Consider the following 23,605-nt stretch of genomic DNA (forward strand, 5'->3'; position numbering starts at 1 on the left):
ATGAGCACCCAGACCCGTGTCCGCAAAGCCGTGTTTCCCGTTGCCGGGCTCGGCACGCGCTTTCTGCCCGCCACCAAGGCCTCTCCCAAGGAGATGCTGCCCGTGGTGGACAAGCCGCTGATCCAGTACGCCGTGGAAGAGGCCTACGAGGCCGGCATCCGCGACATGATCTTCGTCACCGGCCGCAGCAAGCGCGCCATCGAGGACCATTTCGACACCGCCTACGAGCTGGAAAACGAGCTGGAGAACGCCGGCAAGCAGGCCATGCTGGAGCTGGTGCGCAGCATCAGCCCCACCGACATGAACTGCCTGTTCGTGCGCCAGCCGCGCTCCCTGGGCCTGGGCCACGCCGTGCTGTGCGCCGAGCCGCTGGTGGGCAACGAGCCCTTTGCCGTGCTGCTGGCCGACGACCTGATGGTGGGCGAGTCCGGCGGCCCGGGCGTGATGGCCCAGATGACCTCGGCTTTCCAGAAACAGGGCCGCTCCCTGCTGGCCGTGCAGGAAGTGCCGCTGGAGCAGACCAAGCGCTACGGCATCGTGGCCGGCGAGCCGGCCGGCGGCGCGCTGATGCGCATCGAGAAGATCGTCGAAAAGCCCGCGCCCGAGAAGGCGCCCTCGCGCATGGGCGTGGCCGGCCGCTATGTGCTGACACCGGCCATCTTCGAGGAGATCCGCAACCAGCCCAAGGGCGTGGGCGGCGAGATCCAGCTGACCGACGCCATTGAACGCTTGATGGCCCATGAAGCCGTCTACGCCTTCCAGTACAAGGGCAAGCGCTACGACTGCGGCAGCAAGGAAGGCTTTTTGCAGGCCACGGTGGAGCTGGCGCTGCAGCACGAGGACGTGGGCGCGAGCTTCCGCGAATACCTGCAGGGCCTGAGCATCTGAGGCCGGGCCCCAGGGCCGCCCCTGCCCCATGCAAAAGGCCTGCGAAAGCAGGCCTTTTTCTTTGGAGCGAGCCGCGTGCAGCCGCTCAGCGCCGGCGCAGGATGTGGATGAACTCCGCGCCCACGGTCTGCTGCTCCACCAGTTCATTGCCGGTCTGCTTGGCGAAGGCCTGGAAGTCGCGCAGCGATCCGGTATCCGTGGCCACCACCTTGAGCAGCTGGCCGCTGTCCAGTTCGGCCAGCGCCTTCTTGGCCTTGAGAATGGGCAGCGGGCAGTTGAGCCCGCGCGTGTCGATTTCCTTGTGAATTTCCATCGGATGCACCTCTTGAGCCTGGGATTCTAGGCGGCATCGCGGCTGAGGCCGGCAGCAGTGTCTTGATCGGCGCGACTCGCTTCAGCCTCCTGGGCCTGCTCGGCACGCTTCCAGAAGTCACGGATCACAGGATCATGCCCCCGGCTGCGCAGCCACTTGGCCAGCGCCATGCCGGTGCCCGAAGGCCAGGCCTGGACTTTCTCGGGCTCCAGCAGGCGGTATTCCAGCAGCTCGGGCGACAGCCGCACCTGGCCGCTGGCGCGCACATGGAAGGCGATGATCACCTGGTTCATGCGCAGGAACTCATGCACGCTGATCAGCTCCAGCGACTCGGCCTTCAGGCCGGTTTCCTCCGCCACCTCGCGCGCCACGCCCTCCTCGGGCGACTCGCCGGCTTCCATGAAGCCCGTGATCAGGCCGAAGACCTTCTCGGGCCAGGCCGCATTGCGCGCCAGCAGCACCTTGCCGTCCAGCTCCACGATGGCGGCCAGCACGGGCGTGGGATTGTTCCAGTGCGTCCAGCCGCACTCGGGGCAGCGCAGGCGCGATACATCGCCGCCGTCCTCGGCCTGGATCACCCACTGCAGGGGCGTTGCGCAGTGCGTGCAATAGCGGGTTTCATAGTGCATGGGGCTGTTCCTGGTTTTTTGCTGTCCTGGCTCTATGCAAACAGGAAGGCCCGCCGGAAGGCGGGCCTGTCGCTGCGTCAGGCGGGGAAGACGCCCGTGGACAGATAGCGGTCGCCGCGGTCGCAGACCACGAAGACGATGGTGGCGTTGTTCTCGCGCTCGGCAATCTGCTGGGCCACCCAGCAGGCGCCCGCCGCCGAGATGCCGGCAAAGATGCCTTCCTCGCGCGCCAGGCGGCGCGCCATGTCTTCGGCATCGTCCTGGCCCACGAGCACGGTCTCGTCGATCAGCGAGGCGTCGTAGATCTTGGGCATGTATTCCTCGGGCCACTTGCGGATGCCGGGGATGCGCGAGCCCTCGGCCGGCTGGGCGCCCACGATGCGGATGGCAGGGTTCTTTTCCTTGAGGAACTTCGCCACGCCGGTGATCGTGCCCGTGGTGCCCATGGCGCTCACGAAATGGGTGATCTCGCCGCCGGTCTGCTCCCACAGCTCGGGGCCGGTGGTCTCGTAGTGGATACGCGGGTTGTCGGGGTTGCCGAACTGGTCGAGCACCACGCCCTTGCCCTGGGCCACCATCTGGTCGGCCAGGTCGCGCGCGTATTCCATGCCGCCGCTCTTGGGCGTGAGGATCAGCTCGGCGCCATAGGCCTTCATCGTCTGGGCACGCTCGATGGACAGGTCCTCGGGCATGATCAGCACCATCCGGTAGCCCTTGATCGTGGCGGCCATGGCCAGCGCAATGCCGGTATTGCCCGAGGTGGCCTCGATCAGCGTGTCGCCGGGCTTGATGTCGCCGCGCTCTTCGGCGCGGCGGATCATCGACAGGGCCGGCCTGTCCTTGACCGAACCGGCCGGATTGTTGCCTTCCAGCTTGCCCAGCACCACGTTGCCACGTTCCTGGCGAGACTGCGCACCGATGCGCTGCAATGCCACCAGGGGCGTGCGGCCGATGGCGTCTTCGATGGTCGGATAAATTTTCATAGCCTCACACTGTGCCATAATTCGCCCCTGCGCTAAGTAGCCCGGGTGGTGAAATTGGTAGACGCAGGGGACTCAAAATCCCCCGCCGCAAGGCGTGCCGGTTCGATTCCGGCCCCGGGCACCAGAGATTACGTAGCCGAAAAAGCAGTCCGCTGCTTTTTCGGCTATTTCTTTTCCGGCCGCTGTCTTCACAGTGTCCGCACACCCCTCCTTCCTGCACCAGCCCTTTTCAGCGGCTGCACTGCAATTCAAGGCCTCCAGCCTGACCAGATCCTGCGTCCTCATGCTTTGGGCGGGATAGCCCCTGCGCGCTTTCACCCGCACACCGCCCAACCTGTGTACAACTTTGGCATCAAGCCACCGCCAAGGCGGAAACGGACTGCAATCAGGCGCATGTCCAGCCCGCCTCGAATCGCCCCCACCGCGGCCTGCCCCCTAGCCTTGCCCAGTGCGCGAAATCCGGCACCTTCCCTCTGAAAACCGGTATCTGCACCATCGCCATGCAGCCAATTTCCGGCGCGGGCACCAGCCCGGTGCGCCCGCTGCAAAAGCCTGGTGATGCCCATGAAAAAAGCCACCCTGGGGTGGCTTTTTTTCTCCACAGAACCCTTGAACAACCCTGTGGATATTCAGTGAACAGCAAGTGAACGAGGCGTCCAAGTGCTTGCATTCACTGGCCGCAAGCTAGGCTGCCTGCAAATCAGGCAGCCCCTGAATCCAAGGGAAAACCCTTGAAACCGGGGTCACCTGCCGCGCCGCGCCTCAGGCATCGGAGCGGCGGATCTGGGCACGGCCCGCCGCCGTGATGTGCCATTGATGGCTGCTGTCCACTTCGACCAGTCCACGCTCGCGCAGCCTCTTGGACAGATGCTCGCGCGCCGCGCTTTCCAGCGACACGGGCTCGCCCATTTCCAGCTTCTTGAGCACTTCGAGTTCATCCACCGTCGGCTCGTACACGGGTGCGTGATATGTGGTTTCGGCCATCGCTACTCCTTCGCTATTCAAAGTCTCATGCCCCGGCACTGCCCAAGGCATGGGTCCCAACATAGCGTTGGCCGGGACGCCGCGCAATCGGTGTCCGCACCTTTTTTCGCGATGTGGGCGATGATGGCACGCTTTGCGGCGGCGTCCCACAGGTGCCAGGGCACTGCCCTGTCCGGGAAACGGGCAGCCCGCTCTCTTGCCGCCGCCCTCTGCTGTCCGCTCTTGCCATCTGCTCCAGGGATTCAGGTTTTCATGTTGTACGCCATCACCGCCTTGTTCGCCTTCCAGTTGCTGGGAGAGGCCATCGTCCAGCTCACGGGGCTGCCGCTTCCGGGAGCGCTTATGGGCACGCTGCTGCTGCTGGCGGCGCTGCTGCTGCACGGCCGCCTGCCCGAGTCGCTGGAGAAGGCCGCCGGCGTGCTGCTGCAGAACATGATGCTGCTGTTCATTCCCGTCATTGCAGGCGTGATGCTGGAGTTCGACCGGCTGTCGCGCGAATGGCAGCCCTTCGTGATCGCCTGCGTGGCGGGTGCAGCCATTACCTTCCTGGCCACGGCCTTCACCTTCCGCTGGTGCCTGGAGCGCCAGCGCGCCCGCGAGGCGGCCGCCAGCCAGGGAGACAAGGCATGAACGCGCTCACCACCCACTGGCACAGCGCCTGGCAGTCGCTGTCCGGCAATGCCTCCACCGCCCACCTGCCCTGGCTGGTGCTGACCATGGCCGTCTACCTGGCGGCCATGGCGCTGTACCGTCGAAGCGGCAACCATCCGCTCCTGATTCCCGTGTTCACGGCTGTGGTCGTCATCGTGGGCGTGCTGCTGGCCACGGGCACCTCCTATGCCAGCTACCGCAGCGGCGTCTCGCTGCTGGGACTGCTGATCGGCCCGGCCACCGTCGCGCTGGCAATTCCGCTGTACGCCCAGCGCGAGCGCATCCGCGCGCTGTGGCTGCCCATCAGCGTGGCGCTGGCCGTGGGCTGCGTGGTGGCGTTGCTGTCGGCACTGCTGATCGGCTGGAGCCTGGGAGCGACGGTGCAGACGCTGGTGGCGCTGGCGCCCAAGTCGGCCACCATTCCCATCGCCCTGCCCATGGCCGAGCGCTTTGGCGGTCCGGCCTCGCTGGCGGCCGTGGCCGTGGCCATCACCGGCATTGCGGGCACGATGATGGCGCCGCTGCTGAGCCGCCTGGTGCGCAGCGATGACCCGGCCGTGCAGGGTTTTGCCCTGGGACTTACGGCCCACGCCATCGGCACGGCACGCGCGCTGCAGGTGAATCCGACCATGGGCGCCTTCTCGGCCCTGGCCATGGGCCTGAACGGCGTGGCCACGGCCGTGGTCATGCCGCTGTGCCTGGCCGTGCTGCCCTGGTTTTGAGCGCGATTGCGGGTTTTCCCCAGAGACACCCCCACAAGCCTGTGGACAAGCGCCGCCAGCAGCAAGGATAAGTCAGTTAAGTGACTGTCATCGTTGAACAATCCAAAGCCTGCTTAATTTTCAGGCAGGCCGGTGCTCCCTGGCGCGCTGCTGCAGCCATGAAGAGAACACGCGCAGGGCGGGCGCGGGCTGCGCATCGGGCGCCAGGGCCGGCGTGACCAGGTAGTAGGCGCGGTTGCCGCGCAGTGGCTGGGGGCAGGCAATGATGAGGTCGCCGCGCGCCAGTTCCTGCTCGATCAGCATGGGTGGCATCAGCGCCACGCCCAGGCCCTGGCTGGCGGCCACGGCCAGCATGGAGAAGAGCTCCAGCCGCATGCCGTCCAGCGCGCGCGGCGCGGCCACGCCCATGGCATCGAACCACTGCTGCCAGCCGTAGGGCCGCGTGCTTTGCTGCAGCAGCGGCATCCGGGCCACGATGTCCGCCCCCACAGGCAGCCAGGCCCGGCCCGGCTCGCGCGCCTGGGCCGTGGCCAGCAGTTGCGGGCTGCACACGGGCACCACCTCTTCGTCCATCAGCCATTGCGCCTGCACACCGGGCCAGCGTGCCACCTGCTCGGGCGTGCCTGCATAGAGCGCAGCGTCGAACACGGTATCGGCAAACAGGAAGGGCCGCGTCTGCACATCGATGTGCACGGTGACCTCGGGATGCTCGCGCGCCAGCTGCGGCAGGCGCGGCAGCAGCCAGCGCGTGGCGAAGGTGGGCACGGCCGCCAGGTTGAGCGGGCCTCCCTCGCCCTGGTGGGCCATGATGTCCAGCGTGTCGCGCTCCAGGCCGTGCAGCCAGCGCGAGACCTGCTGGGCGTACTGCGTGCCGGCCTCCGTCAGCAGCACGCCGTGGCGCGTGCGCCGGAACAGCTGCACGCCCAGGAACTCCTCCAGCGCAATGATCTGGCGCGATACCGCGCTTTGCGTGAGCGACAGCTCCTGCGCCGCACGCGTGTAGCTGATGTGGCGGGCGGCCGACTCGAAGCAGGCAAGGGCTTGGGTGGATGGCAGGGCTCTACGCATATCTCATGAATTCAATGCACTTCAGAGCCTCGCATCATAGGGAATAACCCGCAACAACCCATTCATACATGCGTTTTACGCATTCATGGATGAACAAACATCGTTTGCGCCACGCGCAGGCCCGCTTCTAAGATGCGTCGCAACAACGCTCCATGGTCACAGCCTGCCCGGCTTTGGCATATGGCAGCGACCCGCCCTTGACCTCTTTGTTTTTTGGAGAAACCACGCCATGGCCCGCAACAGCTTCCAATGGGATGACCCCTTCCAGCTCGACCAGCAACTGAGCGAAGACGAGCGCATGATCCGCGACGCGGCCCATGCCTACTGCCAGGAGAAGCTGGCACCCCGCGTGCTGGAAATGTTCCGCCATGAAAAGACCGACGTGAGCATCTTCCGCGAGATGGGCGAGCTGGGCCTGCTGGGCCCCACCATCCCCACGCAGTACGGCGGCGCGGGCCTGAACTATGTCAGCTACGGCCTGGTGGCGCGCGAGATCGAGCGCGTGGACTCGGGCTACCGCTCCATGGCCAGCGTGCAAAGCTCGCTGGTGATGGTGCCCATCAATGAATTCGGCACCGAAGACCAGAAGAACAGGTACCTGCCCAAGCTGGCCAGCGGCGAGTTCATCGGCTGCTTCGGCCTGACCGAACCCGACCACGGCTCCGACCCCGGCAGCATGTCCAGCCGCGCCTACAAGGTGGACGGCGGCTACCGCCTCAAGGGCAACAAGATGTGGATCACCAACAGCCCCGTGGCCGACGTGTTCGTGGTCTGGGCCAAGGAAGTGACCGAGGACGGCCATGTGGGCGAGATCCGCGGCTTCATCCTGGACAAGGGCATGAAGGGCCTGTCGGCCCCGGCCATCCACGGCAAGGTGGGCCTGCGCGCCTCCATCACGGGCGAGATCGTGATGGACGATGTCTTCGTCCCCGAGGAAAACGCCTTCCCCGAGGTGCGCGGCCTCAAGGGCCCCTTCACCTGCCTGAACAGCGCACGCTTCGGCATTGCCTGGGGCGCCCTGGGCGCAGCCGAGTTCTGCTGGCACACGGCGCGCCAGTACACGCTGGACCGCAAGCAGTTCGGCCGCCCCCTGGCCGCCAACCAGCTGGTGCAGAAGAAGCTGGCCGACATGCAGACCGAGATCACCCTGGGCCTGCAGGCCGCGCTGCGCGTGGGCCGCATGAAGGACGAGCACCAGAACGTGATCGAGATCACCTCGCTGATCAAGCGCAACAACTGCGGCAAGTCGCTGGACATTGCCCGCATGGCGCGCGACATGATGGGCGGCAACGGCATCAGCGACGAGTTCGGCGTGGCCCGCCACCTGGTCAACCTGGAAGTGGTCAACACCTACGAAGGCACGCACGATGTGCATGCGCTGATCCTGGGCCGGGCGCAGACTGGCATCGCAGCTTTTGCCAACTGACCCCCTGAGGCGCTTCGCGCCTTCCCCCTTCTCGCTTCGCGGAGGGGGACGACGCCCTCGCCGCGAGGCGGCTCTTGCTCGGCGTCCCTGGCCTGCTCCACGCCCATGTCACACGCTATGGGTGATGGAAGCTCAAGCCCTGAGCTGAACTACCAGCGGCATCGGGCGCGCTCATATTTCTTCCCTCTCATGTCCTCCACATCCTCCGCGCCGGCCGCATTGGCTGGCATCAAGGTGCTTGATCTTTCCCGCGTGCTGGCCGGGCCCTGGTGCACGCAGACGCTGGCCGACCTGGGCGCCGATGTGATCAAGGTCGAGCGGCCCGTGGCCGGCGATGACACGCGCCACTGGGGGCCTCCGTTCCTGCCGCGCGACGATGGGCAGGCTACGCAGGAGGCCAGCTATTTCACGGCCTGCAACCGCAACAAGCGCTCGGTCACCATCGACATGTCAACCCCCGATGGGCAGCAGCTGATTCGCCAGATGGCGGCCGGGGCCGACGTGCTGGTGGAGAACTTCAAGGTCGGTGGCCTGGCCCAGTACGGGCTGGACTACGAAAGCCTCAAGGCGCTCAACCCGCGTCTGATCTATTGCTCGGTCACGGGTTTCGGCCAGACCGGCCCGTATGCCGAGCGCGCGGGCTACGACCTCATGGTGCAGGCCATGTGCGGGCTGATGAGCATCACCGGCCATGCCGACGAGGCGCCCGGAGGCGGCCCGCTGAAGGTGGGCGTGGCCGTGATCGATGTCTTCACGGGCCTGTATGCCAGCAATGCCATCCTGGCCGCGCTGCATGCGCGCCAGGCCTCGGGCCGGGGCCAGCACATCGACATGGCCCTGCTCGACGTGGGCATGGCCGTGCTGGCCAACCAGGCCGCCGGCTTTCTGGCCACGGGCGAATCGCCGGGCCGCGCCGGCAACATCCACCCCAGCCTGGCGCCCTACCAGGACTTCGCCACGGCCAACGGCAACGTGCTGCTGGCCATTGGCAATGACGGGCAGTTCGCGCGCTTTTGCGCCGCCGTCGGCGAAGCCGGCTGGGCGCAGGACGAGCGCTTTGCCACCAACACCGCGCGCGTGCGCAACCGCCAGGCGCTGCTGGAGCGGATGGTGCCCCTCATGAAGACACGCGGCACGGCCGAATGGATTGCGCTGCTGGAAGACAAGGCCGTGCCCTGCGGCCCCATCAACACCATCGCCCAGGCCTTCGACGACCCGCAGGTGCGCGCACGCGGCATACGCGTCGAGCTGCCGCGCGAGGCCGGCGACGGCATCTCGCGCATCGCCGGCGTGGCCAGCCCCATGCGGCTGAGCGACACCCCGCCCGTGCTGCGCAGCGCACCGCCCTCCCTGGGCCAGCACACCGATGAAGTGCTGGGCGAGCTGGGCATTGCACCCATGGCCATCCAGGCGCTGCGCTCGCGCGGCGTGGTCTGATCGCCTGCGCCAGGCAACACCGACTCCTCCACACCTTTTTCCTCAAGCACCGCCATACGAATGTCTTAAAAAAACCCAGCCTTCCCACCCGTCGGTGCCTCACAACAAACGCTCACAACATCCATTCAAGGAGACAACACCATGACTCACACCACTCGCATCGCGCTCGCCGGCATCCTCGGCGCCCTCACGCTGTCGGGCGCAGCCCATGCCCAGGGCTACCCTGCCAAACCCATCAAGCTGCTCGTGCCCTTCGCGGCCGGCGGCACCACCGACCTGATCGCGCGCATCGTGGCCGAGCCGCTGGGCCGCGCCCTGGGCCAGCCCGTGGTGGTCGAGAACAAGGGCGGCGGCGGCGGCAGCATCGGCGCGGCCGAGACGGCGCGCTCCCAGCCCGACGGCTACAGCCTGGGCATCGCCACCGTGTCCACCACGGCCACCAACCCGGCGATCAACCCCAAGATCCCGTACAACGTGCTGACAGACTTCACGCCCATCGTGAACATCGCGGCCACGCCCAACATCATTGCGGCCCACCCCAAGTTCGCGGGCAAGAACTACCAGGAGTTCCTGGCCGAGGTGAAGAAGAACCCCGGCAAGTACTCCTACGCCTCGCCCGGTAACGGCAGCATCACCCATCTGATGATGGAGATGTTCAAGCTGTCCACGGGCACCGACATCACCCACGTGCCCTACCGTGGCAGCGGCCCCGCGCTGAACGACGCCGTGGCCGGCCAGGTTCCGCTGATCTTCGACAACCTGCCCTCCGCACTGGGCTTCGTCAAGGAAAAGCGCCTGGTGCCCATCGTGGTGGCCGCGCCTCAGCGCCTGGCAGCGCTGCCCGATGTGCCCACCTTCAAGGAAGTGGGCCTGGCCCCCGTCAACCGCATGGCCTACTACGGCATCGTCGGCCCCAAGAACCTGCCGCGCGAAATCGTGGACAAGGTCAATGCCGCCACGCGCAAGGTGCTGCAGGACCCCGCCATCAAGAAGCGCATCGAGGAAACCGGCTCGCTGATCGTGGCCGACACGCCCGAGCATTTCTTTGAAGAGATCAAGGCCGAACTGGCGGTCTACAAGGAAGTGGTGCAAAAGCAGAACCTGACGATGGATTGAGCCAGCGCGTCACCCGCCGACCATCCCCTCCACGGCGGGGATTTTTTCAGGCTTCGCCAGCGGCAGGCGACAGCAACGCCTCGCACACCCCACACAGGCGCCCGGCCAGACGCCGGCCCGGCGCCGACAACTGGGCCCGCACGTGCAGAGCCACTTCCACATCAGGCACGGGGGCGAAGCCGGCCATGCCGTCGAGCAGGCGGTGGCCGGGCCCGACCAGCCGGCGCGGCAGCAGGCTGATGCCCAGGCCCTGCTCCACGGCGGCTTCCAGGCTGGCCAGGCTGGCGCTCACATAGGCCAGGCGCCAGCGCCGGCCGGCGGCATCCAGCGCATGCGTCATCTCGCTGCGGTACAGGCCGCCCTGTGGAAACACCACCAGAGGCAAGGGTTCCATCCCGTGGCAGGGATGCCGCGCACTGTCTATCCAGGCCAGCGGTTCAGGCCAGCGCGCCATGCCGGGCGTGCTGCCGCTGCGCTGCTTGACGATGGCCAGGTCCAGCTCGCCGGACTGGAACTGCTGCCATATCGCCTGCGACAGCCCGCTGCTCAGCTCCAGCCGCAACTGCGGCTGGCTGCGCGCCAGCGCGCCCAAGGCGGGCATCAAGGCATTGCCGGCAAAGTCCTCTGGTACGCCGATGCGCAGCACGGCCTCGGTGGCGCCTGCCAGCTGCTCCACGGCCTCGTCCATGAGCGCGAGGATGCGTTGCGCATAGGCCAGCAGGCGCTCTCCTTCCAGCGTGCATTCCACATGGCGCCCGCTGCGGTCCAGCAGCGTGCAGCCCATTTGCTCCTCCAGCCTGCGGATCTGCTGGCTGACCGTGGACTGGGTCAGGTGCACGCCCTGCGCCGCGCGCGTGAAGCTGCCGGTTTCGGCCACGGCGCAGAAGCTGCGCAGCAGGGTGGGGTCTATGGAAGAGGGCTGCATGGGGCTTGGGCGAATTTCAGTGGCTTTGTCACTGCCTGGCATTTGATCATTTAATTTTCCAATTGATGGCCCCCGTCCTAGACTGCGGCCTCAGCTCCCGATTGCCCAGCCATCCCCATGCAAGAACAAGAACACATCCGCCTGCTGCGCCATGCCGTGCAGCTGGCGCACGACAACCGCCTGCGGGGCGGCCGGCCCTTCGGCGCCCTGCTCGCGCGCGAGGGGCAGATCCTGTCCACGGGCGTCAACGAGATCGTGCAAAGCCATGACCCCAGCGCCCATGCCGAAATGCAGGCGCTGCGCGCGGGCACGCGCGCCCAGGCCAACGCCAGCCTGGCCGGCTGCACCATCTACGCCAGCGGCCACCCCTGCCCCATGTGCCTGGCGGCGCTGGTGATGGCCGGGGCCGAGCAGGTTTTCTTCGCCTTCGACAACGCGGATGCACAGCCGTATGGCCTGTCCAGCGAGGGCGCCTACCAGCGGCTGCGCATGCCGCTGCAGCCGCCACCGCTGCCCCTGAGGCGGCTGGACACGGGCATCACGGCGGCCCAGCTGTATGGCAACGCGCCCTGGGCCTGAAGCCATGTCGTCCATTGCGCCCGCACGCACCGAGGCGCCCGCCGCAGCGCACGCCATTCCAACGGCGCTGTGGCTGGCCACCGTGGTCCTGGTCACGCTGAACCTGCGCCCGTTTCTCACGGCCATCGGCCCGCTGGGCCCGCAGATCCAGTCCGCCACGGGCATGGATCTGTCCACGCTGTCCTGGCTGACGCTGCTGCCCATGGCGTTGATGGGCCTGGGCGCTTGGCTGGCCCCGGCCGCGCTGCGGCGCCTGGGTCCGCGCCGCGCCGTGGTCGGGTCCTTGGCGGTGATTGCGCTGGGCTGCGCGCTGCGCGTGGCGGGCTCCAGTGCGGCCACCCTGCTGGCCACGGCCGCGCTGTGCGGCGCTGGCGTGGCCCTGGTGCAAAGCGTGCTGCCGGGCCTGATCAAGCGCCAGTCGCCCGCACGCATGGCGCAGATGATGGGGCTGTACTCGGCCGCGCTCATGGGCGGCGGCGCCCTGGGTGCCCAGATTTCGCCGCTGGCCGTGCAATGGGGACTGGACTGGCGCTTTGCACTGGCGCTGTGGACTGCGCCCGCCCTGCTGGCAATGGCGCTGGCGCGGCATGCGCTGCGTGCGTTGCCGGCTCCGGCGCCCATGGCAGGGGCCAACGCCACGCAAGACACCGGCTGGCTGCGCCGGCGTCCGCGCACCTGGATGCTGATGGCCTGCTTCGGCCTCATCAACGGCGGCTATGCGGCCATGGTGGCCTGGCTTGCGCCCTTCTACCAGACGCACGGCTGGAGCCCCGCGCAAAGCGGCGGCCTGGTGGCCCTGCTGTCGGTGGCCCAGGCCAGCGCCGCGCTGGGACTGCCCGTGCTGGCTGCGCGCCATGCCGACCGCCGGCCATGGCTAGGGTTCACGCTGCTGTGCCAGATCATCGGCCTGGCCGCGCTGGCCTGGTGGCCTGATGCGGCGCCGCTGCTCAACATCGTCATCCTCGGCATCGGCCTGGGTGGCTGCTTCGCGCTGATGATGGTGGTGGCGCTGGACCATCTTCCCCACCCCACGCAGGCCGGTGCGCTCAATGCGCTGATGCAGGGCGGCGGCTTTCTGATTGCGGCACTGGCGCCCTATGTGATCGCCCGGCTGCACCAGTTCACGGGCGGATTCGGCGCCGGCTGGCTGGCACAGATGGCCGCCGTGCTCGTGGTCTGCGTGCTGGTGTCTCGCCTGGCACCGCAGCGCTACGCCCAGGCCATGCGGGCACCCGGCGGCTGACCCGCTTCAGTGCGCCGTTGCCTGGAAGCCGGCAGACCAGCGCACGAAGGCCCAGACGCACCAGGCCAGGCCCAGCGCCACCAGGCCGCCGCCGATCCAGCCGATGTTCTGCATGCCCGCATGCATGCTGACCTGACTGCCCAGCAACGCGCCGCCGCCAATGCCGATGTTGAAGATGCCCGAGAACATGGACATGCCCACATCGGTGGCGTCGGCAGCCAGCTTGAGCACCTGGGACTGCATGGCCAGGGCGAAGCAGATCATGGCGACACCCCAGACCGAGCTCATCACGTAGAGCGATGCCTCATGGCCCGAGGCCGGCACCAGCATCAGCAGGCTGGCCGACAGCACGCCAATGGCGGCCAGCAGAAAGCCGCGCGGATGGCGCAGCCCCCACCAGCTGAACATCACGCTGCCCACGATGCCCATGCCGCCGTACAGCAGCAGCACGGCCGTGGTCACCTTGCCCTCGAAGCCCGCGATGTCCTGCACGAAGGGCTCGATATAGCTGTAGGCAGTGAACTGCCCGGTGATCACGACCACCAGCAGGATGTAGATGGACAGCAGCGCCGGGCGGCGCAGCAGCATGGGCACGCTGGCCAGGTTGCCCGCGTTCTCGCTGGGCAGGCGCGGCAGCAGCCGGGCCAGGGCCACCATGACGATGGCGGCCACCCCGCCCACGGCCAGGAACGTCGTGCGCCAGCCCAGCCATTCGCCCACGATGCGGCCCAGCGGAATGCCCAGCACCATGGCCATGGAGGTGCCGGTGGCCAGCAGGCTCAGCGCCACGGCCTTCCTGCCGGGCGGCGCCACGCGCACGGCCAGCGAGGCCGTGATGGACCAGAACACCGCATGCGACAGCGCAATGCCGATGCGGCTGACCATGAGCGAGGCAAAGCTCCAGGCCACGCCTGACAGCACATGGCTGGCCACGAACAGCGCGAACACGCCCATCAGCAGCTTGCGCCGCTCCACATTGCGCGTGAGCAGCATGAAGGGCAGCGAGGCCAGGGCCACGATCCAGGCGTAGATGGTCAGCATCAGCCCGACCTGCTCGGTGGGCATGCCAAAGCTCGCGCCAATGCTGCTGAGCAGGCCCACGGGCACGAACTCGGTGGTATTGAAGACGAAGGCGCCCAGCGCCAGCGCAATCACGCTGAGCCAGGCCTGGGCGGCCGTGGGTGTGGATGACGCGGAAACGGAGCCGGCCGCAGCGGAAACGGAAGGGGGCATGGGGAACGTGGGGCCTTTTTTGTTGCAGCGCAATATTGTGCTGCGCCATGCGACCGCCTGATGTCAGCTGCCGCGCAGGCCCCAGTGCCGCCAGGGGGACTCAGGCGGGCGGCAGGTGGCAGACGGCCTCGATGTTGTGGCCGTCGGGGTCGAGCACGAAGGCTGCGTAATAGTCGTCGTGGTAGTGCGGTCGCAGGCCGGGCTCGCCATTGCAGCGCCCGCCTGCGGCCAGGGCGGCCGCGTGGAAATCATCGACCATGTTGCGGTTGTCCACGCGAAAGGCCACATGGATGGGCGGCTGGTTGGGCTCGCCGCCGGTGATCCAGAAATCAGGCTTGGGCGGCTCGCCAAAGCCGGCCGTGTCGCCGTGGCCGGTGAGCTCGGCGGACAGCTCCATCAGGATCTCGTAGCCCAGGGGAGCCAGCGCCCGCGCATAAAACTCCCGGCTGCGGTCGAAGTCCGATACGAGGATTCCCGTGTGGTCGATCATGGCGGCGCTCCTGCCTGTTCGTGACAGGCACCAGCATGCCATGGAGGCCGCCTGCGCACCAGCCGGGAGCCCCCGGTGCTCAGTAAGCGACGGTAAAGCGCTCGCGCAGGTGCAGGCCCTTGTCCAGCGCATCGACCAGGGCCACGGCCAGATCGGCGGCGGAGATGGTGCCGGGCTGGCCGTCGGCCTGCATCAACGGCTCATCCTTGCCCGTGCGGTACTGGCCCGTGCGCTCGCCATGGTCACCCAGGTGCAGGGCAATCGGCGGGCTCAGCATCGTCCAGTCCAGGCCCTGCTCCTTTTGCAGATCGTTGAGGGCATCGCGCGCAGCCGAGGCGCCGGGCTTGATGGCGGCCGGGAACTCGGGCGTGTCCACCAGTTGCCTGCCGGGCGCGATGTAGAGGCTGCCCGCACCGCCCACCACCAGATAGCGCTTGACGCCAGCCGCCTTCGTGCCCGCCACGATGGCGCGCGAGCCGCGCATGAAATCCTCATAGATGTCGGGATTGCCCCAGCCCGCGTTGTAGGCGCTGACCACGGCGTCCGCGCCTGCCACGGCCCGCTGCACGGCGGCGGCATCCAGCACATCGGCCTGCACGGCGTGCAGATGCGGCTGGGCCGCCAGCCTGGCGGGGTCGCGCACCAGGGCCACGACCTCGTGGCCGCGCTGCAGCAGCTCCTTCAATACCGCCGAACCCACAAAGCCGGTTGCGCCAATGAGTGCCACTTTCATCTTCATTCCTTTGCGGCGCCTGGGCGCCTGTTCACGATGGCATTGAGATTACGCCGTTCACAATCACTGCGGAAGACAGCAGCTTTCCCCAACAGCTTGAAGCACCACTTCACAATACAGCCCATGGACGACTACAAACGCATGGCCGTTTTCGCCGCCGTGGTGCAGCACGGATCGATGAGCGCCGCCGCGCGCGCCCTGGGCATGAGCCCCTCGGCCGTGAGCCAGCAGGTGCGCCAGCTCGAGCGCGACGGCGGCGTCACCCTGCTGCACCGCTCCACCCGGCAGATCGCCCTCACCGACACGGGCGAGCGCTACTACCAGCAGTGCGCCGCCATGGCACAGGCCGCCAGCCAGGCGCGGGCCGAGCTGGCCGCCGCGCGCGACGAGCCCGGCGGCGAACTGCGCCTGTCAGCCACCGTGGGCTTTGCGCGCCATATCGCGCCAGCCCTGGGCAGCTGGCTGGCCCGGCATCCGGCACTGCGCCTGCACCTGGATGTGGACGATGCTCCCATCGACCTCATCCAAAGCCGCATCGACCTGGCGCTGCGCTTTGGCCGTCTGGCCGACTCGGGCTGGGCGGCCCGGCGCCTGGGCGCCATGCGCAACTGGCTGTGCGCCTCGCCCGCATGGATACAGGAGCACGGCGGCGGCGCGGCCTGGCGCCACCCGGCACCGCTGGCCAGCGCGCGCTGGCTGGGCCTTGCGCGCGAAGGCCAGGGCCAGGCCCTGCGGGCCGAGGCACGCCACCCGGCCACGGGCGAGACCTACAGCCTGCAGGTGCAGCCCCATGTGGCCAGCAACAACCAACTGTCCCTCCAGCAGATGTGCGAGGCCGGCCTGGGCCTGGCCCTGCTGGGCAGCATGGACGTTGCCGACGCGGTGGCCGAAGGACGCCTGGTGCGCCTGCTGCCCGACTGGGACTTCGGCGGCCTGGACATCTGGGCCGTCACCCCGCAGCGCCAGGCCCAGCCCGCCAAGGTGCGCCAGGCCATTGCCGCGCTGCAGGCCTATCTGGCGCAGTTGCCCGGCGTGGTCGATGCGCCGGCGCAGGCCCCGGCCGAGGTCCCGGGCCGATAAAAAAAGCCCGCACAAGGCGGGCATGAAAACGAAGGAAGGACAGGCTCTCAGTCGAGGGCCGTCTTCTGGCCGTTCTTGAACACGCTCAGCGTGTACGAAGGGTTCTTCATCTCGCCGTTCTTCTCGAAAGCGATCTTGGAGGTCACGCCCGAGTAGTCGGCCTTCTGCAGGAAGGGGATGTAGACCTTGGGGTCCCAGGAGTTGGCGCGCTTCATGGCGTCGGCCAGCATCATGGTGGCGTCGTAGAAGTACGGGCTGTAGACCTGGAACTGGCCGGGGTACTTGGCGTCGTAGCGCTTCTTCCATTCCGTGCCGCCAGGCATCTTGGCCAGCGAGGCGCCGCCGTCGGCGCAGATCACGTTGTCCAGCGGCTTGGCGCCGGCGGCCACCTTGGCCAGCTCGGGCACGCACAGGCCGTCGCCGCCGAAGTACTTGGCATCGTTCATGCCCAGCTGGGCCATCTGGCGCAGCATGGGGCCGGCCTGGCCATACATGCCGCCGTAGAAGATGCCTTCGGGCTTCTTGGCCTTGATCGAGGTCAGGATGGCCATGAAGTCCGTGGCCTTGTCGTTCGTGAACTCCGAGGCCACGACCTTCACGCCCAGCTTTTCCGCATCCTTCTTGAACACATTGGCCAGGCCCTGGCCGTAGGCCGTGCGGTCATCGATGATGGCCACGGTCTTGAGCTTGAGCGTTTCGGCCGCGTACTTGGCCAGCGCCGCGCCCAGCGCGTTGTCATTGGCAATCACGCGGTAGGTGGTGTTCCAGCCGGGCTTGGTCAGGTCGGGGTTGGTGGCCGCGCCCGTGATCATGGGAATGCCGCAGTCCTGGAAGACCTTGGACGAGGGGATGGCCACGCCCGAGTTGAGGAAGGCCACGGCGCCGGCGACCTTGTCGTCGCACAGCTTCTGCGAAGCGGCCGTGCCCTGCTTGGGATCGGCCACATCGTCTTCGGCCACCAGCTGGAACTTGACCTTCTTGCCGGCGATCTCCATGCCCTTGGCATTGAGGTCGTCAATGGCCATGCGCACGCCGTTCTCGTTGTCCTTGCCGAAATTGGCCTGGGGTCCGGACACGGGGCCGATGTGGCCGATGCGGATCACCTGCTCCTGGGCCATGGCCACGCCACCCATGCCGGCCACGACGGCCGCAATACACAACTTCCGGGACATCTTCATCGCGCACTCCTCAGTTGAAACAGGCCGTCACGTTATTCCCGTCATCGCGGCTTGGCAATGGCGCGTCACGCCGCGTGACGGGACCGCGACACTCGGCCCCAACTCAGTGTTTACGAGAATCCATCCCCAACCAAAGCTGTGCTGGGAGGCTGGCCGGCTCACGCCGCGCGCGCCTGGCCCAGTGCCTGTACCTGCGCCAGCTGGTCCAGCGCCGCCAGGCAGGCATGCGCCACTTCCACGCCCTTCTTCACGAAGTGGGCACGGAAGAACTCCACATGGTCGCCATGTTCGTGGAAATCGCGCGGCGTGAGCACGGCCGAGAACACCGGCACTTCGGTATCGAGCTGCACGCGCATCAGGCCGTCGATCACGGCCGAGGACACGAACTCGTGGCGATAGATGCCGCCGTTGACCACCAGCGCGCAGGCGATGACCGCGTCGAAACGGCCGCTGTCGGCCAGCTTCTTGGCCAGCAGCGGGATCTCGAAGGCGCCGGGCACGTTGAAGTGGTTGATGTTCTGCGCGGCCACTCCCTGGGCCTGCAGCTCGGCCGCCATGGAGTCGCGCGCCTGGTGCACGACATCGGTATGCCAGCTCGCGCAGATCACGGCCACGCGGCTGCGGCCCGCGACGGCCTTCCACGGCGTGCCCGAGGCCGTGCCGTGTGCGGAGAAGTTCAAGGAGACAGGAGTCTGATTCATGGTGCTCTTTCGAGATGAGACAAATGAATCAGGGCGCGCGCCATGGCGCCGCATGGCGCGGCGCAGCCCATGGGAAAACCATGGGCATGGCGCCTGCCATGCAGGTGCTGCGCGATCTCTTTCATCCGGACTGTGACCGTCGGCTCTGGCATCTCACCAGATCTGCTGACCCCGGCCGGCCTTGCGGCTAGCCGGGCGCTCGCGGGCTGCTGGACACATGCCGAAAGACAGATCCAGATACCGCCGGTGGGGAATTTCACCCCGCCCTGAGAACGCTGCTTTGCGGCGCACGGACTGCGCGCCGCCAAAGACAGCGGCCATTCTAGTCCCGCGCAGATGCCATTGCGGCGATCGGGGCGACCGCAGCCATTGCGCGCTGTGCCTGCGGATTTCATCTGGAAGCACCTACAGTACATGGACCAATTGCTATCAAAATAGAAGTCCCGCTGTCGCCGTCGTTGCCTCGCCAGGACGATCCAGGTCAACCATTGAGGCCTGTCAAACGTCATATGAAGAGATCCAGACAGGAAACACGCCTTTGCCCGGACACCACACCATGACCCGAACCAACGCCTCCCCCACGCAGCAGCGCCCGCAGCCTGGCCTGCGCCCCCTGCGCCTGCTGGCCGGCCTTGGCCTTGCAGCCCTGGTCACCGCCTGCGCCGTGCCGCCCGATGGCTATTCGGACATGGGCTCCGGCTACCCCAGCTATCCCAGCTACCCGTCCTATCCCAGCTATCCGTCGGGCGGCGTCGTCTACCCCTCGTATCCCACGCAGCCCGCCTATCCGGACAACGGCTGGTACGAGCGCCAGCGCCTGCAGCGCGAACGTGAGCGCCTGCAGTACGAGCGCGAGCGCATCCAGCAGGAACGCAACCGCGATGCCTGGCGTGACCGCCAACAACGCGAGCGTGAAATGCGCGAGCGCGACCGGGACCGTGACCGCCAGGCCCAGGACCGCGACCGCCAGTTGCGCGAGCGCATGCAGGAGCAGCAGCGCCGCGAAGCCGAGCGCCAGCAGCGAGAGCGCGAACGCGACCAGGGCCAGCAGCAGCGCGAGCGCGAACGCCAGCAACGGGACCGGGAGCAGCAGCAACGCGCCATCGAGCGCATGCAGCGTGAAAGCCAGGGCGGCGGCAACCCCTACCCCACCCAGGATCCGCGCCACTGGCGCTGAACGGCTGACCGGCGGCATTTCCAGCCCCTGGGCGCCGCACCATAATCGGCAATACACCACATCCTTGTGCCGCTTGTGATGGGAAAGGAAACCGCCATGCACCGCACCCAAGACCTTGGCCACACCGGCCGCCGTTCATCGGCGGCCGCGCGCTGGGCGCTGGCGGCGCTTGTACCGATGTTTGTACCGCTGGTGCTGGCGCTCACCGCAGGCCCGGCCTCGGCCCAGGTCATCCGCTGCACGGACGCCAAGACCGGCCGCGTCACCTACACCAACAGCAGTTGCAAGGACGGCGAAAACCGCGTGCAGGTGCAGGAAGCCCCCAGCCCCGAAGAGCTGGAGCGCGAGCGCGCGCAGTCCGCCGCCGCCATAGAGCGCAAGAACCAGCAACTGGCCCGCGAAGAGGCCGAGCGCCGCACGCGTGCCCAGCAGCAGGAGCGCGAGGCACGCAGCCGGCGCGAGCGCGAGAGCTCGGCCCAGCGCGACGGCGGCGACTCCCCGGCCTGCCAGCAGGCGCGCCGCCGCCTGGACACCATCCTGGCCGAGGCCAATCCCGATCCCGCCACCTGGGGCCCGCGCAGCCAGGCCGCCCAGCAGCAGATGGAGATGGCCTGCCTGGGCCCCAAGGCCTATGAACAGCTGCAGCAATCGCGCGCATTGCAGCCCAATGCCATCAACCGGCCGTGGATCGTCGGACGCCCCGTGCCGCCGCAGCCGCTGCCGCCTTCGGCCCCCATCTCGCACTGCAACGTGTTCCGCTGCTACGACACCAACGGCGGCATCCACCCGCGCTGATTCAGGCGCGCAGCCCCTGCTCCACGGTCGGGTAGCGCAATCTCAGGCCCAGCTCCTCCTTCAGGCGCTGGTTGCGCAGGCGGCGTGACTCCCCCATGAAGCTCAGCAGGCTGGCCGGCAGCTCGCGCTGCGCCTGCTCGCGCGTGATGCGTGCGGGGCGCGGCAGTCCATAGAGATCGGCCGCAAGGTCGAAGTAGTCGCCCATGCGCAGCTGCGTATCGTCGCTGGCGTGGTAGATGCGCTGCGGCCGGCCGAGCCACAGCGCCCGCACGCAGGCGCGGGCCAGGTCGTCGGCATGGATGTGGTTGGTATAGACATCCTCTGCGGCACACAGCAGGGGTGTCCCTCGCAGCAGGCGCCCGCGCGGCGTGCCGTTTTCCCGGTCCGGCGCATAGATGCCCGGGATGCGCAGAATGCTGGCGCGCAGGCCGCCGCGCCCGGCAAAGCGCACGGCTCGCTCAGCGTTCACGCGGCGCTGGGCACGCGCCGTGGCCGGTGCGGGCGGGCGGCTTTCGTCGATCCAGGCGCCCTCGCAGTTGCCATAGACGCCGGAGGTCGAGCCATAGACCAGGCTGGCCGGCCGGCCGCGAAGGCGCAGCACGCGCAGCAAAGCCGTGGTGCGCGGGTCCAGCCACCAGCCATCTTCGCCGGCAGGCGGATTGGGCGGCGGCGCCAGGTGGACGACGCGCGTGGCCAGGCCGGCCAGACGGCGCAGCGTGGCAGGCGCGTCCAGATCGCCCAGCAGCGGCGTGATGCCGCGCCCGCGCAGATCCTGCAGGCGCTCGGCGCCACGCGTCAGGGCCAGCACGCGCGGGCCCCGTCGTGCGGCACCCGAACGGGCGACGGGCGCGCCCGCCAATGCACCAGCCACGCGCAGCCCCACGTCGCCGCAGCCGACGATGAGCACGCGTTCGCGTCGAAAGCGCGCCGGCAGCGCGCCCAATGGGTTTTGGTTTGAGGGCAAAATCCTGGCCTGTTGCGAGGGCGGCCACCCGCGCGCCGCCGGTCGCGGCAGCGGCATGTCCGTCCGGGAAAGAAGATCGCCGGCGCGCTCCACGCGCCGCCAGCGCCCCCGAGGATACCGAGAACATGACCGAGATAGCCAACGCTTCCCACGAAATCACCGTACAGCCCAGCGGCCGCGCCTTCGCCACGCAGGGCAGCGAGACCATCCTGGCCGCCGCCATCCGCTGCGGCGTGGGCCTGCCCTATGGCTGCAAGGACGGTGCCTGCGGCTCCTGCAAGTGCAAGAAGCTGCTCGGCGAGGTCACCCATGGCGCCCACTCGGAAAAAGCGTTGACCGCCCAGGAAGAGGCCGACGGCTATGTGCTGACCTGCTGCGCCACGCCCAGCACCTCGGTGGTGCTGGAGTCGCGCCAGGTGACCGATGCCAGCGCCTTCCCGATCAAGAAGATGCCCGTGCGCGTGGCCACGCTGGAGAAGAAGTCGCACGACGTGATGCAGGTGCGCCTGCAGCTGCCCGCTGCAGACAAGTTCCGCTACCACGCAGGCCAGTACGTGGAATTCATCCTGCGCGACGGCGCCCGCCGCGCCTACTCCATGGCCACGGCCCCCCATGTGCAGGACACGGCACCGGGGCTGGAGCTGCACATCCGCCACATGCCGGGCGGCAAGTTCACCGACCACGTGTTCGGCGCCATGAAGGAAAAGGAAATCCTGCGCGTGGAGGGCCCGTTCGGCAGCTTCTTCCTGCGCGAGGACAGCGACAAGCCCCTCATCTTCCTGGCTTCGGGAACGGGCTTCGCCCCCATCAAGGCGCTGCTGGAGCACATCCGCCACAAGGGCATCACCCGCTCCGTCACCCTGTACTGGGGAGGACGCCGGCCCGAGGACCTCTACCTCGACGCCTGGGTGCGCGAGCAGGCCGAAGCCATGCCCCAGCTGTGCTATGTGCCCGTGGTCTCCGACGCGCTGCCGGAAGACGGCTGGACCGGCCGCACGGGCTTCGTGCACCAGGCCGTGCTGGACGACTTTGCCAACTTGTCCGGCCATCAGGTCTATGCCTGCGGTGCGCCCATCGTGGTCGATTCGGCACGCCATGCCTATGTGGAGCAACGCGGCCTGCCGGCGGAAGAGTTCTACGCGGACGCGTTCACCTCCGAGGCCGACAAGGCTTCCTGAGTGTGCAGAAGGTGGCACGGATCAAGCAATACGCAGAAAAACTGCTTCCCATACCTGCGCGCAGCCAGGTGTCGCAATTTTTTTGCACAATAGCGCCCCTATGAACCGTAGAAACAGCCTTCTCTCGGTCATGGCGGCCGCTGCTGCCCTGGCCTCCCCGCTTGCCCTGGCGCAAGAGCCCATCCGCCTGATCGTGCCCTATGCGCCCGGCGGTCCGCTGGACATCACCGCGCGCGCGCTGGCCGAGCGGGTGCGTGACTCCCTGGGGGTGGTAATCATCGACAACAAGGCCGGCGCCGGCGGCAACATCGGCGCCGACGCCATTGCCCGCGCCACGCCGGACGGCATGACCATCGGCCTGGCCGCCACGGCCACCCATGCCGTCAATCCCTGGCTGTACACCAAGATGCCCTACGACGCGGGCAAGGACTTCGCGGGCATCACCCAGATGGTGCGCGTGCCCAACGTGCTGGTGATGAATGCGGCCCGTGCCGAGCAGCTCAAGATCCACAGCGTGGCCGACCTGATCGCCTACGCCAAGTCCCACCCCGGCAAGCTCAACTACGGCAGCGGCGGCAACGGCAGCGCAGGCCACCTGGCGGGCGAAATGCTCAAGCAAAAAGCCGGCATCTTCGCCCTGCACGTGCCCTACCGTGGCGCCAACCCGGCCCAGCTGGCCCTGCTGTCGGGCGAGGTGGACTTCAACATCGACAACCTGGCTGCCGCTGCACCCAATATCCGCTCGGGCAAGCTCAAGGCGCTGGCCGTGACCTCGCTGAACCCCACCACGCTGCTGCCCGGCGTGCCCGCGCTGTCCAAGACCTTCCCCGGCTTTGCCATCGATACCTGGTGGGGCCTGGTGGCCCCGGCCGGCACGCCCAAGCCCGTGCTGGACAAGCTGAGCCGGGCCTTTGCCGACGCACTGGCCGCGCCCGAGACCAAGACCCGCTTCGAGACCCTGATGGCCGAGCCCGTGTCCTCCACGCCCGCCGAGTTCGACAGGTTCATGGCGGCCGAGCGCGCCAAGTACCAGGCCATCGTCAAGGCCTCCGGAGCGAAGGTGGACTGAGCCGATCCATCGCGTCCCGCCTGGCAAAAAGCCGCAGCCGCCC

General features: G+C 67.8%; 25 protein-coding genes, 1 tRNA gene and 1 riboswitch. Of the genes, 14 read left to right on the top strand and 12 right to left on the bottom strand.

What is annotated here, in order from left to right; genetic code table 11:
- Window positions 1-888 carry a UTP--glucose-1-phosphate uridylyltransferase GalU gene (galU, locus tag ACF8ML_RS27590; RefSeq protein ID WP_392408530.1) on the top strand — a complete coding sequence of 296 codons (888 nt, stop codon included), beginning with the start codon at window positions 1-3 and terminating at the stop codon, window positions 886-888.
- An 85-nt stretch (window positions 889-973) separates the two neighbouring features.
- Here the strand turns inward: galU and ACF8ML_RS27595 are convergent, their stop codons facing one another.
- From ACF8ML_RS27595 to cysM, 3 genes are all read right to left on the bottom strand, one after another.
- Complete coding sequence (locus ACF8ML_RS27595) at window positions 974-1,201, bottom strand: sulfurtransferase TusA family protein (protein ID WP_012204137.1); 228 nt, start codon at window positions 1,199-1,201, stop codon at window positions 974-976.
- Window positions 1,202-1,227: 26 nt separating this feature from the next.
- Complete coding sequence (locus tag ACF8ML_RS27600; RefSeq protein ID WP_016452506.1) at window positions 1,228-1,830, bottom strand: NUDIX domain-containing protein; 603 nt, start codon at window positions 1,828-1,830, stop codon at window positions 1,228-1,230.
- A gap of 77 nt (window positions 1,831-1,907) precedes the next feature.
- On the bottom strand, window positions 1,908-2,813 hold the full coding sequence (gene cysM / locus ACF8ML_RS27605) for a cysteine synthase CysM (RefSeq protein ID WP_017407070.1): 906 nt from the start codon (window positions 2,811-2,813) through the stop codon (window positions 1,908-1,910).
- A 39-nt stretch (window positions 2,814-2,852) separates the two neighbouring features.
- Here cysM and ACF8ML_RS27610 point away from each other — a divergent pair.
- Window positions 2,853-2,937, top strand: a tRNA-Leu gene (locus ACF8ML_RS27610).
- A 638-nt stretch (window positions 2,938-3,575) separates the two neighbouring features.
- Here ACF8ML_RS27610 and ACF8ML_RS27615 read toward each other — a convergent pair.
- Entirely contained in the window at window positions 3,576-3,797 is a 222-nt protein-coding gene (locus ACF8ML_RS27615) for a hypothetical protein (protein ID WP_016452574.1), read from the bottom strand.
- A 252-nt stretch (window positions 3,798-4,049) separates the two neighbouring features.
- On the opposite strand from ACF8ML_RS27615, the gene ACF8ML_RS27620 reads away from it, so the two are divergent.
- Window positions 4,050-4,427 (top strand): CidA/LrgA family protein, encoded by a 378-nt coding sequence (locus tag ACF8ML_RS27620; protein ID WP_017407068.1) that lies wholly within the window; start codon window positions 4,050-4,052, stop codon window positions 4,425-4,427.
- Window positions 4,424-5,170 (top strand): LrgB family protein, encoded by a 747-nt coding sequence (locus ACF8ML_RS27625; protein WP_392408531.1) that lies wholly within the window; start codon window positions 4,424-4,426, stop codon window positions 5,168-5,170. Before ACF8ML_RS27620 ends, ACF8ML_RS27625 begins: the two co-directional genes overlap by 4 nt.
- Before the next feature lie 120 nt (window positions 5,171-5,290).
- Here ACF8ML_RS27625 and ACF8ML_RS27630 read toward each other — a convergent pair whose 3' ends face one another.
- Window positions 5,291-6,238: a LysR substrate-binding domain-containing protein gene (locus ACF8ML_RS27630; protein ID WP_012204131.1), complete on the bottom strand. Its 948-nt coding sequence runs from the start codon at window positions 6,236-6,238 to the stop codon at window positions 5,291-5,293.
- Between the two features lie 229 nt (window positions 6,239-6,467).
- Here ACF8ML_RS27630 and ACF8ML_RS27635 point away from each other — a divergent pair, with 229 nt between their 5' ends.
- The 3 genes from ACF8ML_RS27635 (at window position 6,468) to ACF8ML_RS27645 (ending at window position 10,217) form a co-directional block, all read left to right on the top strand.
- Window positions 6,468-7,664 (top strand): acyl-CoA dehydrogenase, encoded by a 1,197-nt coding sequence (locus ACF8ML_RS27635; RefSeq protein WP_016448959.1) that lies wholly within the window; start codon window positions 6,468-6,470, stop codon window positions 7,662-7,664.
- A gap of 189 nt (window positions 7,665-7,853) precedes the next feature.
- Entirely contained in the window at window positions 7,854-9,101 is a 1,248-nt protein-coding gene (locus ACF8ML_RS27640; RefSeq protein WP_013803646.1) for a CaiB/BaiF CoA-transferase family protein, read from the top strand.
- A gap of 141 nt (window positions 9,102-9,242) precedes the next feature.
- The gene (locus ACF8ML_RS27645) at window positions 9,243-10,217 is read left to right on the top strand and encodes a tripartite tricarboxylate transporter substrate binding protein BugE (RefSeq protein WP_047325859.1); all 975 of its coding nucleotides are present in this window, start codon (window positions 9,243-9,245) and stop codon (window positions 10,215-10,217) included.
- A gap of 46 nt (window positions 10,218-10,263) precedes the next feature.
- Here ACF8ML_RS27645 and ACF8ML_RS27650 read toward each other — a convergent pair whose 3' ends face one another.
- The gene (locus tag ACF8ML_RS27650) at window positions 10,264-11,142 is read right to left on the bottom strand and encodes a LysR substrate-binding domain-containing protein (protein ID WP_392408532.1); all 879 of its coding nucleotides are present in this window, start codon (window positions 11,140-11,142) and stop codon (window positions 10,264-10,266) included.
- A gap of 117 nt (window positions 11,143-11,259) precedes the next feature.
- On the opposite strand from ACF8ML_RS27650, the gene ACF8ML_RS27655 reads away from it, so the two are divergent.
- Together ACF8ML_RS27655 and ACF8ML_RS27660 are read left to right on the top strand one after the other, a co-directional pair.
- A complete protein-coding gene (locus tag ACF8ML_RS27655; protein ID WP_047217797.1) occupies window positions 11,260-11,721 on the top strand; it encodes a nucleoside deaminase in 462 nt (153 codons plus the stop codon).
- Between the two features lie 4 nt (window positions 11,722-11,725).
- Window positions 11,726-12,964 carry a cyanate transporter gene (locus ACF8ML_RS27660; RefSeq protein WP_392408574.1) on the top strand — a complete coding sequence of 413 codons (1,239 nt, stop codon included), beginning with the start codon at window positions 11,726-11,728 and terminating at the stop codon, window positions 12,962-12,964.
- A gap of 6 nt (window positions 12,965-12,970) precedes the next feature.
- On the opposite strand, the gene ACF8ML_RS27665 is transcribed toward ACF8ML_RS27660, so the two are convergent.
- The 3 genes from ACF8ML_RS27665 to ACF8ML_RS27675 form a co-directional block, all read right to left on the bottom strand.
- A complete protein-coding gene (locus ACF8ML_RS27665; protein ID WP_016452582.1) occupies window positions 12,971-14,197 on the bottom strand; it encodes a sugar transporter in 1,227 nt (408 codons plus the stop codon).
- 100 nt (window positions 14,198-14,297) lie between these two features.
- Window positions 14,298-14,687 carry a VOC family protein gene (locus ACF8ML_RS27670; protein ID WP_016448965.1) on the bottom strand — a complete coding sequence of 130 codons (390 nt, stop codon included), beginning with the start codon at window positions 14,685-14,687 and terminating at the stop codon, window positions 14,298-14,300.
- Between the two features lie 79 nt (window positions 14,688-14,766).
- Complete coding sequence (locus tag ACF8ML_RS27675) at window positions 14,767-15,420, bottom strand: NAD(P)-dependent oxidoreductase (protein ID WP_016448966.1); 654 nt, start codon at window positions 15,418-15,420, stop codon at window positions 14,767-14,769.
- Window positions 15,421-15,543: 123 nt separating this feature from the next.
- Between ACF8ML_RS27675 and ACF8ML_RS27680 the strand changes: the two genes are divergently transcribed.
- The gene (locus tag ACF8ML_RS27680) at window positions 15,544-16,500 is read left to right on the top strand and encodes a LysR family transcriptional regulator (protein ID WP_016448967.1); all 957 of its coding nucleotides are present in this window, start codon (window positions 15,544-15,546) and stop codon (window positions 16,498-16,500) included.
- A gap of 47 nt (window positions 16,501-16,547) precedes the next feature.
- Here the strand turns inward: ACF8ML_RS27680 and ACF8ML_RS27685 are convergent, their stop codons facing one another.
- Together ACF8ML_RS27685 and ACF8ML_RS27690 are read right to left on the bottom strand one after the other, a co-directional pair.
- Entirely contained in the window at window positions 16,548-17,678 is a 1,131-nt protein-coding gene (locus ACF8ML_RS27685; RefSeq protein ID WP_016448968.1) for a branched-chain amino acid ABC transporter substrate-binding protein, read from the bottom strand.
- Between the two features lie 158 nt (window positions 17,679-17,836).
- A complete protein-coding gene (locus ACF8ML_RS27690; protein ID WP_392408533.1) occupies window positions 17,837-18,379 on the bottom strand; it encodes a 6,7-dimethyl-8-ribityllumazine synthase in 543 nt (180 codons plus the stop codon).
- 109 nt (window positions 18,380-18,488) lie between these two features.
- Window positions 18,489-18,657, bottom strand: a riboswitch (FMN riboswitch).
- A gap of 278 nt (window positions 18,658-18,935) precedes the next feature.
- On the opposite strand from ACF8ML_RS27690, the gene ACF8ML_RS27695 reads away from it, so the two are divergent.
- Window positions 18,936-19,556, top strand: coding sequence for a hypothetical protein (locus ACF8ML_RS27695; RefSeq protein ID WP_392408534.1), 621 nt, complete (start codon window positions 18,936-18,938; stop codon window positions 19,554-19,556).
- Window positions 19,557-19,652: 96 nt separating this feature from the next.
- Window positions 19,653-20,351 (top strand): DUF4124 domain-containing protein, encoded by a 699-nt coding sequence (locus ACF8ML_RS27700; protein WP_047325864.1) that lies wholly within the window; start codon window positions 19,653-19,655, stop codon window positions 20,349-20,351.
- Between the two features lies 1 nt (window position 20,352).
- On the opposite strand, the gene ACF8ML_RS27705 is transcribed toward ACF8ML_RS27700, so the two are convergent.
- The gene (locus ACF8ML_RS27705; protein WP_016448972.1) at window positions 20,353-21,372 is read right to left on the bottom strand and encodes an SDR family oxidoreductase; all 1,020 of its coding nucleotides are present in this window, start codon (window positions 21,370-21,372) and stop codon (window positions 20,353-20,355) included.
- A 68-nt stretch (window positions 21,373-21,440) separates the two neighbouring features.
- Here ACF8ML_RS27705 and ACF8ML_RS27710 point away from each other — a divergent pair, with 68 nt between their 5' ends.
- Together ACF8ML_RS27710 and ACF8ML_RS27715 are read left to right on the top strand one after the other, a co-directional pair.
- Window positions 21,441-22,493, top strand: a complete 1,053-nt coding sequence (locus ACF8ML_RS27710) for a CDP-6-deoxy-delta-3,4-glucoseen reductase (RefSeq protein ID WP_016448973.1) — start codon at window positions 21,441-21,443, stop codon at window positions 22,491-22,493.
- 100 nt (window positions 22,494-22,593) lie between these two features.
- Complete coding sequence (locus ACF8ML_RS27715; RefSeq protein ID WP_026062233.1) at window positions 22,594-23,562, top strand: tripartite tricarboxylate transporter substrate binding protein; 969 nt, start codon at window positions 22,594-22,596, stop codon at window positions 23,560-23,562.
- Window positions 23,563-23,605: the final 43 nt, after the last annotated feature.

This window comes from Delftia sp. WSY_10 (assembly GCF_043104705.1).
GTDB classification, from domain to species: Bacteria; Pseudomonadota; Gammaproteobacteria; order Burkholderiales; family Burkholderiaceae_C; genus Comamonas; species Comamonas tsuruhatensis.